17 protein-coding genes are annotated in these 15,482 nt (G+C 65.7%); 11 read left to right on the top strand and 6 right to left on the bottom strand.

The window, feature by feature from the left end; genetic code table 11:
- Window positions 1–60: 60 nt before the first annotated feature.
- Entirely contained in the window at window positions 61–693 is a 633-nt protein-coding gene (locus tag ABD050_RS03275) for a glutathione S-transferase family protein (RefSeq protein ID WP_343887707.1), read from the bottom strand.
- A gap of 105 nt (window positions 694–798) precedes the next feature.
- On the opposite strand from ABD050_RS03275, the gene ABD050_RS03270 reads away from it, so the two are divergent.
- The 4 genes from ABD050_RS03270 to ABD050_RS03255 are packed head-to-tail and all read left to right on the top strand — an operon-like array spanning window position 799 to window position 3,702.
- Window positions 799–1,311 carry a GNAT family N-acetyltransferase gene (locus ABD050_RS03270; RefSeq protein WP_343887706.1) on the top strand — a complete coding sequence of 171 codons (513 nt, stop codon included), beginning with the start codon at window positions 799–801 and terminating at the stop codon, window positions 1,309–1,311.
- A gap of 38 nt (window positions 1,312–1,349) precedes the next feature.
- Window positions 1,350–1,916: a DUF1285 domain-containing protein gene (locus ABD050_RS03265; protein WP_343887705.1), complete on the top strand. Its 567-nt coding sequence runs from the start codon at window positions 1,350–1,352 to the stop codon at window positions 1,914–1,916.
- Window positions 1,913–2,509 carry a CoA pyrophosphatase gene (locus tag ABD050_RS03260; protein ID WP_343887704.1) on the top strand — a complete coding sequence of 199 codons (597 nt, stop codon included), beginning with the start codon at window positions 1,913–1,915 and terminating at the stop codon, window positions 2,507–2,509. Before ABD050_RS03265 ends, ABD050_RS03260 begins: the two co-directional genes overlap by 4 nt.
- Window positions 2,497–3,702 carry a CCA tRNA nucleotidyltransferase gene (locus ABD050_RS03255; RefSeq protein WP_343887703.1) on the top strand — a complete coding sequence of 402 codons (1,206 nt, stop codon included), beginning with the start codon at window positions 2,497–2,499 and terminating at the stop codon, window positions 3,700–3,702. The genes ABD050_RS03260 and ABD050_RS03255 overlap by 13 nt, the downstream gene beginning before the upstream one ends.
- Here ABD050_RS03255 and ABD050_RS03250 read toward each other — a convergent pair.
- The 3 genes from ABD050_RS03250 to gcvA form a co-directional block, all read right to left on the bottom strand.
- Window positions 3,672–5,390, bottom strand: a complete 1,719-nt coding sequence (locus ABD050_RS03250) for a putative bifunctional diguanylate cyclase/phosphodiesterase (protein ID WP_425542402.1) — start codon at window positions 5,388–5,390, stop codon at window positions 3,672–3,674. The genes ABD050_RS03255 and ABD050_RS03250 overlap by 31 nt on opposite strands.
- A 97-nt stretch (window positions 5,391–5,487) precedes the next feature.
- Entirely contained in the window at window positions 5,488–7,740 is a 2,253-nt protein-coding gene (gene parC / locus ABD050_RS03245) for a DNA topoisomerase IV subunit A (protein ID WP_343887701.1), read from the bottom strand.
- Between the two features lie 67 nt (window positions 7,741–7,807).
- Window positions 7,808–8,704, bottom strand: a complete 897-nt coding sequence (gene gcvA, locus ABD050_RS03240) for a transcriptional regulator GcvA (protein WP_343887700.1) — start codon at window positions 8,702–8,704, stop codon at window positions 7,808–7,810.
- A 113-nt stretch (window positions 8,705–8,817) separates the two neighbouring features.
- Here gcvA and ABD050_RS03235 point away from each other — a divergent pair, with 113 nt between their 5' ends.
- From ABD050_RS03235 to purC, 5 genes are all read left to right on the top strand, one after another.
- Window positions 8,818–9,012 carry a hypothetical protein gene (locus ABD050_RS03235; RefSeq protein WP_343887699.1) on the top strand — a complete coding sequence of 65 codons (195 nt, stop codon included), beginning with the start codon at window positions 8,818–8,820 and terminating at the stop codon, window positions 9,010–9,012.
- An 86-nt stretch (window positions 9,013–9,098) separates the two neighbouring features.
- Entirely contained in the window at window positions 9,099–9,944 is an 846-nt protein-coding gene (locus tag ABD050_RS03230; protein WP_343887698.1) for an alpha/beta hydrolase, read from the top strand.
- Window positions 9,941–11,155 carry a kynureninase gene (locus tag ABD050_RS03225; RefSeq protein ID WP_343887697.1) on the top strand — a complete coding sequence of 405 codons (1,215 nt, stop codon included), beginning with the start codon at window positions 9,941–9,943 and terminating at the stop codon, window positions 11,153–11,155. Before ABD050_RS03230 ends, ABD050_RS03225 begins: the two co-directional genes overlap by 4 nt.
- A gap of 64 nt (window positions 11,156–11,219) precedes the next feature.
- A complete protein-coding gene (locus tag ABD050_RS03220; protein WP_343887696.1) occupies window positions 11,220–12,116 on the top strand; it encodes a hypothetical protein in 897 nt (298 codons plus the stop codon).
- Between the two features lie 190 nt (window positions 12,117–12,306).
- A complete protein-coding gene (gene purC / locus ABD050_RS03215) occupies window positions 12,307–13,086 on the top strand; it encodes a phosphoribosylaminoimidazolesuccinocarboxamide synthase (RefSeq protein WP_343887695.1) in 780 nt (259 codons plus the stop codon).
- A gap of 34 nt (window positions 13,087–13,120) precedes the next feature.
- Here purC and ABD050_RS03210 read toward each other — a convergent pair whose 3' ends face one another.
- Window positions 13,121–13,270, bottom strand: coding sequence for a hypothetical protein (locus ABD050_RS03210; RefSeq protein ID WP_343887694.1), 150 nt, complete (start codon window positions 13,268–13,270; stop codon window positions 13,121–13,123).
- A 142-nt stretch (window positions 13,271–13,412) separates the two neighbouring features.
- Between ABD050_RS03210 and purS the strand changes: the two genes are divergently transcribed.
- Entirely contained in the window at window positions 13,413–13,643 is a 231-nt protein-coding gene (purS, locus tag ABD050_RS03205) for a phosphoribosylformylglycinamidine synthase subunit PurS (protein ID WP_343887693.1), read from the top strand.
- The gene (purQ, locus tag ABD050_RS03200) at window positions 13,640–14,308 is read left to right on the top strand and encodes a phosphoribosylformylglycinamidine synthase subunit PurQ (protein WP_343887692.1); all 669 of its coding nucleotides are present in this window, start codon (window positions 13,640–13,642) and stop codon (window positions 14,306–14,308) included. The genes purS and purQ overlap by 4 nt, the downstream gene beginning before the upstream one ends.
- 421 nt (window positions 14,309–14,729) lie before the next feature.
- Here the strand turns inward: purQ and ABD050_RS03195 are convergent, their stop codons facing one another.
- Window positions 14,730–15,467 (bottom strand): queuosine precursor transporter, encoded by a 738-nt coding sequence (locus ABD050_RS03195; protein WP_343887691.1) that lies wholly within the window; start codon window positions 15,465–15,467, stop codon window positions 14,730–14,732.
- Window positions 15,468–15,482 lie beyond the last annotated feature (15 nt).

The raw sequence follows: 15,482 nt of genomic DNA, 5'->3' as shown, positions 1-15,482 counted from the left end.
GTTGGCGGGCGCCATAGCAGATGGCGTGGCTGACGAAAGACGGGACCGGCGAAAGCCGCCTCAGGCCGCCGCGCTCGGCCGGGACGACGCCGCTGCGTGCCAGCGCAGGATGTTCCGGCTCTCCTCGGATACGGCAAGCTTCGCTGCTTTCGCGAAATCGATCGTCACCAGCGCCGAGATGTCGGCGAAGCTGTAGGCGTCGGTGGCGATCCACTCCCGGTCCTTGAGCCAGGTATCGAGCGCCTCGGTGAACGCTTCCCACATGATGACACCCCGCGCCGAAAGCTCCGGAATCTGCGGAACCGACGGCCATTTGCCGGGAAGGCCCCGATCCTCGAAATTCGGCCTGGCGTTGCGCAGCGCATAGACAGCGGCGGCATAGCCGTCCGATTCGATTCGGCGCGTCCAGGATTCGATTCGGCCGATATCGAGCGGTGTCTCACCGAACAGCGATGGCTCGGGCTGAATTGCTTCGAAATAGCGGCAGATCGCAGCCGATTCGCAGATCACCTCGCCATCGTCCAGCTCGAGCGCGGGCACGGCGCCGCGCGGATTGACGGCGAGATAGGGGTCGCTGAGCTGTTCGTTCTGGCGCAGATCGACCATCACGCGCTCGATTTCGATCCCCTTCTCGGCGAGGAAGATCCGCACCCGGCGCGGGCTGGGTGCCCAAGCTGCGTCGTAAAGCTTCATGCGAATACTCAATTCGGCTTGCGTTCAGCCACGTCAAGGCTAAAGCGCCCGGCCCCGCGCGTCCGTGCTCGGGATGAGAAGGCCCGGGTCAGGAGGAACGAAGCAGTGATCGAGTTTGTGCCGATAGCCGAGGTTGAACCGCAAGCGGTGGAGCAATTGCTCGACCGCGCGTTCGGCACGGACCGGCACGGCCGAACCGCCTATCGGATTCGCGAGGGCATGCCCGCGATTCCGGACCTGAGCTTCGCGGCAATCGAGAACGGTGCTCTGGTCGGCACGATTCAGTGCTGGCCGATCCTGTTCGATGCCGATGACGGGCGCGACGTTCATCTGGTGATGGTCGGCCCCGTCGCGGTCGAGCCGACGCGGCAGCGTGACGGCATCGGCCACCGGCTGATGGATCACGCGCTCGAAGCGGCGCGGACATCCGGTCAGGCTGAGGCGCTGATGCTGATCGGCGACCCGGAATATTATGGCCGCTTCTTCCGCTTTACCGCCGATCGCACCGGCGCGTGGCGCGTCCCGGGCCCGGTGGAGCGACACCGTCTGCTCGCGCTCGGCGAGTCGATACCGGATGGCGCCGGCGTGCTCGGGCCGCGAGTCGCGGTCCCCGCCTGACGCTTTACGCACCGGTAGGGCTGCCCTACCGCGATACCATGCCGATGGAACCATTGCCCGATCTCGCCACCCTTTCGCTCGCTGAAATCGCGCGGCTGGCCGAGGCGCAAAAGCTCCCGCCGGTCGAGCGCTGGAATCCGACGCATTGCGGCGACAGCGAAATGCGGATCGCGCGCGACGGGACGTGGTTCCACCAGGGCTCACCGATCGGGCGTCAGGCGATGGTGCGGCTGTTCTCGACCATCCTTCGGCGCGAGGAGGATGGCGGCTATGTCCTGGTCACCCCGGTCGAGAAGCTCGACATCGCGGTCGAGGATGCGCCTTTCGTGGCGGTCGAAATGAAAACCGAGGGGCAGGGCCGCGAGACCCGCCTCGCCTTTCGCCTGAACACGGGGGACCTGGTGACCGCCGGTGCGCAGCATCCCTTGCGTTTCGAGGAACGTGAGGACGGCCCCCGCCCCTATCTGCACGTTCGGGGCGGGCTCGAGGCGCTGGTGGCGCGGCCGGTCTATTACGAGCTCGCGGCGATGGCGCTGGCCGGCGACGACATGCCGCCTGGGGTCTGGAGCGACGGTAGCTTTTTCGCGCTGGAGCCCGGCGCATGACTCTCGCCGAGCGGCTGCGCCATGCACTCGAGACCGCCCATGGCACCGATACCGTGCTGCTGACCGGCGATCACCTCGATCTCGATCAGGCCGAAGCGCCGATGCACGCCGCCGTCTTGGTCGCGGTCACCGATCGCGCTGAGCCCGGCGTGATCCTGACTCAGCGCACCGAAACGCTGTCGCGCCACCCCGGCCAGATCGCCTTTCCAGGCGGCCGGATCGACCCCGGCGACGACGGCGCGGTCGCTGCGGCGCTGCGCGAGGCCGAGGAGGAGATCGCTCTGCCGCGCGACATGGTCACGGTCATCGGCGAAGCAGACCGCTACCGGACGATCACCGGTTTCGACGTGACGCCGGTGATCGGGGTGGTGCCGCCCGACCTGGTTCTGGTGCCGAGCGCTGCCGAAGTGGCTTTGGTGTTCGAAGTCCCGCTCGCCTTTGCGCTCGACACGGCGAACCATGTCGAGGCGACGGTCGAATGGCAGGGGCGCAACCGGCATTATTACGAGATCAGCTGGGATGGCCACCGCATCTGGGGTGCGACCGCAGCAATGATCGTCAACCTCTCGCGGCGGCTGCGATGGAACGCGTGACCCTGCCGCCCGCCGCCTGGCGGACCCGCGATGGCCTGGCGCGCCTGTGCGAGGTGCTCGGCAGCGCCGAGGGCAAGGTGCGTTTCGTCGGCGGCGCCGTGCGCGATACCTTGCTCGGGCTCGATGTCGCCGATGTCGATCTGGCGACGACTCATTCGCCCGAGCAGGTGATCGCGCTGCTCAGGGAAAACGGGATCAAGCCTGTGCCGACCGGCCTCGCCCATGGCACGGTGACCGCTGTGCTGCCCGGCGGCCCGGTCGAGGTGACGACCTTGCGCTGCGATGTCGCCACCGATGGCCGCCACGCGACGATCGCCTTCACTGATGACTGGCGCGAGGACGCGGCACGGCGCGATTTCACGATCAACGCGCTTTATGCCGACCCGGCGACGGGCGCGATCTTCGATTATTTCGGCGGGCTGGACGATCTCGAGGCGCACCGGGTTCGCTTTATCGGCGACCCGCTCAAGCGAATCGCCGAGGATCATTTGCGCATCCTGCGCTTCTTTCGATTCCACGCCCGGTTCGGCGACGAGCCCGATCCAGCCGGCCTCGCCGCCTGCACCGCCCGCGCGAACGACCTGATGGCCTTGTCGCGCGAGCGGATCGCGATGGAGTTGCTCAAATTGCTGGTCGCGGTCCATGCGGTCGATGTCGTGGCGCTGATGATCGCGCATGGCATCTTCGTGCCGGTGCTCCCCGAGATCGCCAGCCCGGACCGGCTCGGGCGACTGGCAGAGCGTGAAGCGGCGGCGGGGATCGCGCCCGACCCAATCCGGCGGCTGGCGGCCTTGCTGCCGGCCGATGCCGCGATCGCCGAGGATGTCGGTGCTCGGCTCAAACTATCCAAGGCCGAGCGCAAGAGACTGGTCAGCGCCGCCGGCCCGATCGGCGACGAGCCGGCGGAGGTTGTCGGATACCGTCTCGGCGCGACGCTTGCGATTGACCGGCTGCTGCTCTGTGGCCGGCCAGTCGCCGAGGCGGCATCGCTGATCGCCTGGCAGCCCCCTGTCCTGCCGATCACCGGCGGTGCGCTGGTTGCCCGGGGCCTGCGCAAAGGCCCCGACGTCGCGAAGACGCTGCGCGAGATCGAGGAACAATGGATCGCGCTGGGCTTTCCCGGCGAAGCACAAGTGATGGCGATCGCCGATGCGGCGGTCGCTCAGCGGCTGCGCGCCTCCAGCAAGGCGTAAGCCAGGTCCGCCTCGAGCGGCTTTGCGTAGACGAAGCCCTGGCCATAGGTGCAGCCGAGCGCGGCGAGGGTCTGGGCAAGCTCGTTCGACTCGATCCCCTCGGCGGTCGTCTGCATCCCGAGCGCCTGGGCGAGCGACAGGATGGCGCGGACGATGGCGACCTTGTCGCGGTCGGCGAGCATGCCGGTGACGAAGCTGCGGTCGATCTTGAGGATGTCGATCGGCAGCTTCTGGAGATAGGCGAGGTTCGAATAGCCGGTGCCGAAATCGTCCATCGCGAGCGTCGTGCCCAGGCCTTTCAGCGCATGCATGATGCCGGCGACTCGATCAGGATCGCTGACCAGCGCGCTTTCAGTGAGCTCGAGCGTGAAGCGCGATCCCTCGAGTCCGTTGCTCGACAGCGCGCGCTCGACGATCGGCGCGATGGTGTCGCGCTGGAGCTGGATCGCCGACAGGTTGACCGCGAGCTTTACCCCGCAATCGCCGCCGGCGCGCTCATCCCAGCTTGCCAGAATCCGTGCCGCTTCCTCGATCGCCCAGCGGCCGAGCGGCACGATCAGCCCCGATTCCTCGGCGACCGGAATGAATTCATTGGGCGAATATTCGACGCCTTTTTCGTCCGCCCAGCGCGCAAGCGATTCGAAAGCGACCACCTCGCCGGTCGCGAGATCGCAGATCGGTTGGAAGGTGAGCCGCATCTGGCCGCGATCGAGCGCGCGGCGGAGCGCCGTCTCCATCCCGAACTGCTCGCGCACGATATCGAACGCCTGGGTCTGGTAGGCTTCGGGACGGCCGCTGATCTTGGATCGCTTCACCGCAAACTGGGCATGCCGGATCAGCTCCTCGGCGTCGTCGACACAGGCCGAGCCGAAGGCGATACCGATCGAACAGGCGACCCGGATCTCGAAATCCGAAAGCCGGAACGGGGTCGAGAGTGCAGCCTGGATTCGCTTGGCGACATGCTCGGCATCGCCGGGCCCCATATCGAGCGTCATCAGGATACCGAATTCGTCGCCACCGGTTCGGGCGAGCAGGTCGTGCGCCCGAAGCGCGCCCTTGAGGCGCCGCGCCACCGTGATCAGCAATTCGTCGCCGGCCATCGAGCCGAGACACGCATTCACCCGGCTGAATCGGTCGAGATCGACGACCAGCACCGCGTAATGCACTTCCTGCTGTTTGCTGTCCCCGATCAGCGATTCGAGATGGTCGCTGAAGCCGGCGCGGTTGGCGAGGCCGGTCAGGCTGTCAGTCATCATCTCGCGGCGGAGATTATGTTCGGTACGCAGCTCGGCGGTCTGGTCGACCAGGGTAATGAAGCATCGTCCGAGATCATCCTTGCTGATGCGGGCGATCGTCACCTGGAAATGGCGGCAATCGACTGCCTCTCCGAATTGCCAGGAAAACACGTCGCGCAGCGAATCGCCCTCGACAAAGCCGGAGACCCTGGCGCCGATCGACGCCAGCAAGGGCGATTTCTCGGCAGTCGCCCCGAGCCCGGCGATCCTGAAGGCACGATTGCTGGTTTCGATGGAAAAGCGACCGTCGAGGAAGCTCACCACCGCCGCCGGGATCGGCAGCAAATCGATCCCCGCCGATGCGACTTCGGGCACCGGAATGCGCAACCTCGTCTCGCCCGAAAGGTCCGGGCGTCGCGAAGCCGTGGAGGGGGCGGATTTCAAGAGCGCCATTTCATCGGGCGCTAATCCAATTTAGTTAAGGCACACTGAAACTTGAAGTCAGTAATAAACGGCCTGACGGCAAATAACGTGCGTCAATATCGTCCGATCAGAACCTGTTGTCGCGGGGAAAACCGGTCGGCGGCATCCTGCCTGCGGCGCCGCGCGCTGCGCGCCAGGGCGCGAGATCGGTCTCGGTGCGAGTCCGCCCGCTTTCACCGCCCATCGCCCAGCTGAGCCCGTTCGCGAAAACAAAGGCGATCGCGTCCGAGAGCCCGCCGTCGCGATAGCGCTGCAGCTGCACCCCCTGACCACGCGCAAGCTCGGCGAGCTCGCTGAGCGGAAAGACGAGCATGCGGCGATTGTCGCCGATCGCAGCGACATAATCGGCCTGCGGATCGACCGGCTTCACCAGCTTCAGTTTCGCGCCGAGCCTTGGCGTCACCACCGTCTTGCCCTTGCGGGTCTCGGCGATGGTATCGGCTGTGCGGACGATGAAGCCGCGTCCGTCAGTCGCCGCGACGAGCAATTTCTCCGCACTGCTCGCAGGCAGGAGGTTGACGATGCCGACATCGCCATCGAGGTCGATCATCGCCCGCACCGGCTCGCCAAAGCCGCGCCCGCCCGGCAATTTGTCGGCGGCGAGCGTGTAGAAACGGCCATTTTCCGCCGCGAGCAATATCTTGTCGGTGGTCTGCGCAGGGAAGGACAGATAGGCGGCATCGCCCTCCTTGAACTTCAGCTCCGCGGTCGCTGCCTCGTCGATATGGCCCTTCATCGCCCTGATCCAGCCGCGCTGCGACAGGATCACGGTAATCGGCTCGCGCTCGATCATCGCCTCGAGCGGAATCTCGCGCGCGGGCGCTGCTTCCTCGATGGTGGTGCGGCGCTTGCCGAGTGCCGTCTCGGGGCCGTAGCGCTCGCGAAGCCTGGCGAAATCCTTCTTGAGCCGCGTCCGCTGCCGCGCATCGCTGCCGAGCAGCGCGTCGAGCCCGGTGCGCTCGGCTTCGAGCCCTTCGCGCTCCTTGCGGATCTCCATTTCCTCGAGCTTGCGCAAGCGCCGCAGCCGCATGTCGAGGATCGCCTCGGCCTGGCGGTCAGTCAGGCCGAACTCGGCGATCATCACCGGCTTGGGCTCGTCCTCGGTGCGGATGATCTCGATCACCCGGTCGAGGTTGAGATAGGCGATCAGATAGCCGTCGAGCAGCTCGATCCGGTCGGAGATCTTGCCGAGCCGGTGCGCGGTGCGGCGCTGGAGGACGATGAACTGGTGGTCGACCCAGCCCGTCAGCGCCTCGCGCAGCGACATGACGCGCGGCGTGCGGCGATTGTCGAGCACGTTCAAATTGAGGCTGACCCGGTTCTCCAGGTCGCTCATCCTGAACAGGCTCTCCATGAGCATCGTCGCGTCGACCGTTCGGGCGCGCGGCTCGATGACGATGCGGATTTCGGAATCGGATTCGTCGCGCACATCGGCGAGGATCGGCAGCTTCTTGTCGTTGATCAGCTCGGCGATCTGCTCGATCAGCTTGCCCTTCTGCACCCCGTACGGAATCTCGGTGACGATCGCGTTCCAGGTGCCGCGCCCCAGATCCTCGATGTGCCAGCGCGCACGGACGCGGAAGCTGCCGCGGCCGGTCGCATAGGATTCAGCGATCGCCGCCGGGCTGTCGACGACGAGGCCGCCGGTCGGGAAATCCGGCCCCTTCACCAGTTCATTGACCTGCGCGTCGCTCGCATTCGGCTGCTCGATCAGCAGGATCGCCGCGTCGAACAGCTCGGCGGCATTGTGCGGCGGGATGCTCGTCGCCATGCCGACCGCGATGCCGGCCGCGCCATTGGCGAGGAGATTGGGGAACAGGCCGGGGAAAAGCTCCGGCTCCTGCTCCTCGCCATTATAGGTCGGGCGGTAGTCGACGGCGTCCTCGTCGAGGCCGTCCATCATGTCCATCGCGACCTGAGTCAGCCGCGCCTCGGTGTAGCGATAGGCGGCTGCGTTATCGCCGTCGATATTGCCGAAATTGCCCTGCCCGTCGACCAGCGGATACCGCATCGCGAAGCTCTGGGCGAGGCGGACCATCGCGTCATAGACCGACTGGTCGCCATGCGGATGATATTTGCCGATCACATCGCCGACGACGCGGGCGCATTTCTTGTAGCCCTGCGCCGGATCGAGCTTGAGCAGCCGCATCGCCCATAACAGGCGGCGATGGACCGGCTTCAGCCCGTCGCGGACATCGGGCAGCGAGCGCGCGGTGATCGTCGAGAGCGCATAGACGAGGTAGCGCTCTGACAGGGCGCTGTCGAAAGGGGCGTCAACGATTGCGTTGAAGGGATCGGGTTCGAGAATTTCGGTCGGCATCGGAAGGCGGTTAGCAGGCGGAATCGGCGGACGCTACCGGGTCGGACCAAAAGCTGATGCAGGCCGATCAAACCGGGCTGGGCAGATCGCGCGCCAGCTCGGCCAGCAGCCATTCGCGAAACCGCTTGATCTTGGGCACGCCGCGCCGCGCTTCGGGGCACACCAGCCAATAGGCATAGCCCCGGGTCGAGACCTGGTCGAATGGCCGCGCCAGCCGGCCATCGGCGAGATCGTTGCGCCAGAAAAAGGGAGTCAGCATCGCCATGCCCTGCCCGGCCATCGCGGCATGGCCTTCATGCGCCTGGGAATCGAGCCTCACCCCGGGGCGGAGCTGGCCGTCAGGCACATCGACCCCTGCCTCGCGCAGCCAGAAGGTCCACCATGGATCATGCGGGCTGATCAGCGGCAGATGGAGAAGGTCACGCGGCTCGACCGGCCCATGCCGCCGGAGGAAGCCGGGGCTGCACATCGGCGTGAAATCGATCGGCACGAGGAGATCCTGCGAGAGATCGGGCCACGGGCCGATCCCGGCGCGGATCGCAACGTCAACCTCGTCGCTGCCGAACTCGGCCAAGGCGTCGCTGGTCAGCAGCCGAACCGCCATGTCGGGATGCGCCATCTGGAAGCTGCCGAGCCGCCATGCGAGCCAGGTATTGGCGAAGGTATTCGAGGTGGAGACGGTCAGCAGCGCTTCGTCCTCGGCGCGGATTGTCGCAAAGGCCGAATCGAGCGCATCAAAGGCGCGGCCGACCTGCGGCGCGGCACGCTTGCCTGCCTCGGTGAGCATTACCCGCTTCTTCTCGCGGTGGAACAGCGGCACGCCGAGCCGCTCCTCGAGCAATTTGATCTGATAGCTGACCGCGGCCTGGGTCATGCCCAGCTCGACAGCGGCAGCGGTGAAATTCTGATGGCGCGCCGCCGCCTCGAACACCCGAACGGCAGCAAGGGGAGGAATGCGGCGCATGCCAATTCAATAAGGCAGGCTTATGATATTTGTCCAACCATTTGTTGGCGAAATACCGCCGCCGGGAGCACATTCCTGCTTGTCAGCAACGCGTGATACCGAGGAGGATGGCAATGCGCGACGACTATTACAGCGCGGCATGGGCCGACAATCGCAAGCAGCTGAGCTCGACGATCGCTGCGGCAATCCATAAGGCCGTCCGTGGAATGGACGATGTCTTTGCCTGGAAGCACGACTATGATTTCGATGCTCCATGGCGCCGGCAACCCCGGCCAGCCAAGCCGACCGACTGCCACACCGCCGCATAAATTTCGACACTGCAGACAGGGGCGCGTATCAAGGCGGGAATTTCGGACTTGCCTCGAGCGCGCTTCTCCCCTTGACCCCGGCGGTGATGACCGCTGATCGCTCTTTGCTCACCTGGCCCGATCTGGTGGGCAGGCCACGCCCGGACCCCGATGCGACGATCGCCTGTGGCGCCGACGCGCTGCAAAGGGCCGATGTCTGGATTCCGGTCGGGAAAGGGCCATTCCCGACCGTCCTCATGGTCCATGGCGGCTGCTGGACGACGAGCATCGCCGATCGCACCCTGATGAACTGGGTTGCCGACGATCTCCGCAAGGAGGGGGTCGCGGTCTGGAACATCGACTATCGCGGCGTCGACCGCCCGGGCGGCGGCTATCCCGGCACCTTTCTCGATGCCGCCATGGCGTCAGATTCGCTCGCGACCAATGCGGATCGCTTTCATCTCGATATCCGCCATGTCGTTGCGGTCGGCCATTCAGCGGGCGGCCACCTGGCGCTCTGGCTTGCCGCCCGGCCGAAGATCCCTACCGACAGCGCACTGCGGACCAGCCATCCGCTGCCGATCGCCCATGTCGTCAGCCTGGGTGGACTCCCCGATCTCGAAGCGACCGCGGCGAGCCCCGACAATGGCTGCGGCACCGCTGTCGTCGCGCAGCTCGTTGGCGCGCCCTCGCCCACCCGGCCGGACGTCTATCGCGATACGTCGGTCCCCCGCCTGCTGCCGATTGGGGTGCCGCAGGATCTGGTCAATGGCCATGAAGACGAGGTCATCCCGATCCGCCTCGGCACCGGCTATGTGGCGCAGGCAACAAGGTCCGGTGACGTGGCGGCTCTCCACATCATGCCGGCGACCGGCCATGTCGAGCTGGTCGCGCCGGAAACCGCCGCCTGGGCCGAAGCGAAGCGCCTCATCCACGCGGCGTTGAGGCAATGACACGCGACGAAGCAAGGGCCCTCGACGCCGCCGACCCGCTGCGCGGATTTCGCGACCGGTTCGTGCTTCCCGAAGGCGTGATTTATCTCGACGGAAATTCGCTCGGCCCCCTGCCCCGCGCCACCGCGCCCGCGCTGGCCGACATGATCGAGCGACAATGGGGCGAGCGGCTGATCCGCAGCTGGAACGAGGGCTGGATCGAGGCGCCCGCGCGGATCGGTGGCAAGATCGCCAGGCTGATCGGTGCCGGCGAGGAGGAAGTGATCGTCGCCGATTCGACCTCGGCCAACCTGTTCAAGCTGATCGTCGCCGCGCTCCGGCTCGACCCGGCGCGCAAGACCATCGTCAGCGAACTCGGCAATTTCCCGACCGACCTGCACATCGCCGAGGGCGCGGTCGGGTGCGTGCCGGGGGCCGTGCTCAAGGCAGTGCCCCGCGATCGGATCGGCGCCACGCTGGGCGAGGACACGGCGCTGCTGCTGCTCACCCATGTCCACTACAAGACGGCCGAGCGCTTCGACATGGCCGCCTGGACTGAGCGTGCGCACGCGGCCGGCGCGCTGATATTGTGGGATTTGAGCCATAGCGCGGGCGCGGTGCCGGTCGATCTCAACGGCACCCAGGCCGATCTGGCGGTCGGGTGCGGCTACAAATATCTGAATGGCGGCCCGGGCGCGCCGGCCTTCCTCCATGTTCATACAAAATGGCAGGAACGGCTCGCCAATCCGGTCTCGGGCTGGATGGGGCATTCAGCACCCTTCGCCTTCGAGGATGGCTATCGCCCGGCCGCCGGGGTGACCCGCTGGCTCGCCGGCACGCCGGCGATGCTCGGCCTGGCCGGCCTGGAAACGGGCGTCGACCTGCTGCTCGAGGTCGACCCCGTGCTGATCGCCGCAAAAAGCGCCGCCCTGTTCGACAGCGTTGCAGCGATCGGCGATGCGCTTGGCCTCGTCTGCGTCTCGCCACGCGACCCGGCGCTGCGCGGCAGCCATATCAGCTTCCGCCACCCCCACGCCTATGCGCTGTGCCAAGCGCTGATCGCGCAGGGCGTGATCGGCGATTTCCGCGACCCGGATGTGCTGCGCTTCGGCCTGACCCCGCTCTATCTCGGTCATGAAGATGTGGTGCGCGCAGGCGAAATATTGCGTGAGATCCTGGAAAGCCGGACCTATCTCAACCCCGAATTCTCGAAACGGAACGCAGTCACCTGATCGGCCATTTCCGCGTTAACCTTTTCTATACTATATCCGCCGGGTTCGATTGGGGGGATGGCCGATGCGAGTCGTTGCGGTAATGGCGGCGCTGTTGATGCTCGCCGGGTGCGATCAGGCGCCGGGCCAGGCCGATGGCAGCGGCGCTCGAGCCGAGCCGGCAAGCAGCGAATCGCCGCCGGCCTTCGACTATCGCTACGCCTTCCGCCTGCCCTCGGCGCAGATCCTCGCGGTCCAGGAGAGCCATGCCAAGGGCTGCGATCAGCTCGGCCCGGCACGCTGCCGGATCACCGCGGTACGCTATCACCGGGCGGACGACCAGAATCATGTCAGCGCGACGCTGACGCTGCGGCTCGATCCAACCCTCGCCCGCGCCTATGGCAGGGCGGCCACCGCGACGGTGACGGGTGCCGGCGGCGCACTGACCAATGCCGAGCTCGCCGGCCGCGATTCGGTCGCGGCGATGGGGCGCAGCGACACGGTCCTCGCCAGGCTGCGCGACGCGGTCGGCAATATCGAGGCTCAATTGCACGGCACGGTCACCACCGATCAACGCCTTCAGCTCACCGCCAGGGCGGATCGCCTGCGCGCCGCCATGGCGACGATCAACGAGCTCGATCAAAATGCGGGGGCGACCGCCGCAACGACGCCGGTGATCCTGACCTATGAATCGGGCGGCCCGGTCGCCGGCGCGCTCGGCTCCTCCGACGCGACCTTCGATACGGCGGGCGCCACCCTGATGTCGTCGCTTGCCGGGCTCGCCACGGTGCTCGCCGGCGTCGGTCCGTGGCTGCTTCTCCTGCTGGGCGGCGCGCTGATCCTTCGCCGAATCGTCCAGGGCGACCCCGACAGGACCCCGGCGCCCGAGCTTCCCCCCGCGCCCGCCGAGAGCGAGGGACGCAATGTCATCCAGCGCTGGTTCTCGCGCGACGAGCATCACGAGACGGAGCCCGCCCAATAGATGGGTCCGCATCGCGCCTGTCGTCACGCCGGCAAGGGCTGAGGGACGATTCGGGCTATCCGCCGATCGCGCCCCATGTCCCCAAGCTGATTGCGCCGCCATCGGCCTTCCGGTATAGCCCCGGTCTCCCGGCCCCGGCCCGCGCGTCCCGCGCCGCCGGGGCTGCTCATTTCTAGAAGGTATCGCCATTATGGCACGCCGCCGCCAGATCTACGAAGGCAAGGCCAAGATTCTGTACGAGGGTCCCGAGCCCGGCACGCTGATTCAGTATTTCAAGGATGACGCGACTGCGTTCAACGCCCAGAAAAAGGGCACGATCAGCGGCAAGGGCGTGCTCAACAACCGCATTTCCGAGCATGTCTTCACCCTGCTCGGCCTGATCGGCGTACCGACGCACTTCATTCGCCGTCTCAACATGCGCGAGCAACTCATTCGCCAGGTCGAGATCATCCCCATCGAAGTGGTGATCCGAAACGTCGCGGCGGGCTCCCTGTCGACTCGCCTCGGAATCGAAGAGGGCACCCAGCTGCCCCGCACCATCATCGAATATTACTACAAGGACGATGCGCTCGGCGATCCCATGATCACTGACGAGCATATCGCCGCGTTCGGCTGGGCCAGCCAGGAGGAGATGCACGACATCGCCGACCTCGCGATCCGCGTGAACGATTTCCTGTGCGGGCTGTTCGCCGGGATCGGTATCCGCCTGGTCGACTTCAAGCTCGAATTCGGCCGCATCTGGGACAATGAATATGCCCGGGTGATCCTCGCCGACGAGATCAGCCCCGATGGCTGCCGTCTATGGGACATGCAGACCAACGAGAAGCTCGACAAGGACCGGTTCCGCCGGGACCTGGGCGGTGAAGTCGAGGCCTATCAGGAAGTGGCGCGCCGGCTCGGCCTTCTCCCCGAAGGCGCAGACAACGCGGTCCTCGATCTGGAAAAGCACCGGCTGAGCAAGGGCAAATAGGCCGACCGGGCAATCGGCATTCGCGACGCTCGAATTAGCCTTTCACCCGATAGCCGCAGATGATCCCGAAGATGAAGCTGCTGGCCAGCGCCAGCTGGACATGACCTTCGGGATCGCTCCACCCGAAATATTGTCCGCCGAACGCGAACAGCGCGATGAACAGGATCATTGCCAATCCGGCCATGTCCTCAACTCCCTACCCGGCCATGCCCCAGAACATTGCGGCTTCCGAGGCTGATCTTTTTCCGCAAATTTTCCATGAAGCTTGCGAGTACCGCGGGGGCTCGCCATAGGGACGGCATTCCATTCGCAGCCAGGACAAGCTCATGAAGCTTCGCATTTTCGTCACGCTGAAAAACGGCGTGCTCGATCCGCAGGGCAAGGCGATCCACAAGGCGCTCGAGAGCCTCGGCTTCACCGGCGTCAACGATGTTCGCGCCGGCAAGCTGATCGAGCTCGACGTCGCCGACGATACGAGCGACGCCAGCATCGACGAGATGTGCCGCAAGCTGCTCGCCAATACGGTCATCGAAAATTACCGGGTGGAACGGGCATGAAGACAGCGGTCATCGTCTTTCCCGGATCGAACTGCGACCGGGACATCGCCGTCGCGCTCGAAGCGGTGACCGGCACGAAGCCGGCGATGGTCTGGCATGCCGAGACCGCCCTGCCCGGCGGTATCGGCCTCGTCGCCCTGCCTGGCGGCTTCTCCTATGGCGACTATCTCCGCTCCGGCGCGGTCGCGGCGCGGTCGCCGATCATGGCGGCGGTGATCAACGCCGCCGAGCGTGGCCTGCCGGTGCTCGGCATCTGCAACGGCTTCCAGGTATTGACCGAGGCAGGCCTTCTCCCCGGCGCGCTCATGCGCAACGAGGGGCTGAATTTCGTCTGCCGCGATGTCGCGCTGACTGTCGCCAACGCGCAATCGGCCTTCACCAGCCGTTATGGCCAGGGCGAGACGATCACCATTCCGGTCGCCCATCATGACGGCAATTATTTTGCCGATGCCGAAACGCTCGACCGGCTCGAAGGCGAAGGCCGGGTGGCGTTCCGCTATGTCGGCGAGGTCAATGGATCGGCCCGCAGGATTGCCGGCGTGCTCAATAGTGCAGGCAACGTGCTCGGCATGATGCCGCATCCGGAACGCCGCATCGAGGCGGCGCATGGCGGCGTCGACGGCCGCCGCCTGTTCGAGGGACTGCTCGAGACGGTCGGCGCCTGAGCTCCGGTCGGACTATCCAAATAGGCTCTTGTGCCACGCGCATTTCGATGGCATAGGCGGATCATGACTTTGCTCATGCCCTATACGCGTTCGCGACCCTTCAGCTGTCGACATTGACGCTCGCGTGACCGCGCCCCGGTTCGGGCGCGACTGAGGACTGCGTCTGCATCCTGGCAGCCCGTCCTCTCCCCTTCGATAAATCCCCGATTTTCTGCTGCCTTCAGGTGTGGCCGAACGCAATCCAGTGCGCGGCCGGTTTGTGATTCCGGTGTCAGCGGGTGCAAGTCCCGCCGGTCACCCCTGAGGGCAGCAGACGTCCGAGTGGCGAAATGGGAAGGCAGCGGATTTCAAATCCGTCATGACCCGGTTCGATTCCGGGCTCGGACTCCCGTTGCTTTGAAACCTATCTGGTTACTTCCCGTCAGACCCGTGCATGGAAGGGCGAGAAGTCCGTCCCACGATCGAACACATCGACACCCTCCCGCCGTTTCAGGAAGCCGACTACCGCATAGGTGACGGGCGTGAGAATCACCTCCCAGCTCACCTTCAATACGAACTGGCTGAGCATCACCTTCAGCATCGAATGCACCGACCAGTCAGCCAGGCCGTAAAATGCGAGCGGATAGAAGATCAGGCTGTCGGCCCCCTCGCCGACGATGGTGCTCCCGATCGTCCTGGTCCACAGATAGCGGCCGTCGGTCCAGATCTTCATCTTGGCCAGGACGAAGCTGTTGAGCAGATCGCCTGCCCAGAAGGCAGCGAGCGAGGCCAGGATGATCCGCCAGCCGCCGCCGAACACCCGCTCATACGCGGGCTGCCCGGTCCAGCCCTGGTCGACCGGCAGATGGACGACGGTCCATTCCATCAACCCCATGAAGGCGAGCGCGACAAAACCTGTCCAGATCACCCGCCGCGCGCGGGCATAGCCGTAAACCTCGGTCAGGATGTCGTCGATCACATAGGAGATCGGGAAAAAGAGGATGCCGGCGCCGAACGGCCAGGGCCCGATCCAGGGCAGGTCGACTACAGAGCGCTTCTCGGCGCCGATCACATTGGAGAGCAGCAGGATGACGACAAACGCCACCATGACGAAATCGAAATAGCGGAATTCGCGGCCCGCAATCTCGCGCGCGGTCACTGGCTGCGGTTTGCTCGTCATGTCGGTGCTCCCCCC

Source organism: Sphingomonas oligophenolica (assembly GCF_039522915.1).
In the GTDB taxonomy this organism is placed as follows: domain Bacteria; phylum Pseudomonadota; class Alphaproteobacteria; order Sphingomonadales; family Sphingomonadaceae; genus Sphingomonas; species Sphingomonas oligophenolica.
The sequence above is the reverse complement of the archived record's forward strand: the minus strand, read 5'-3'. Positions and strand labels throughout refer to the sequence as shown.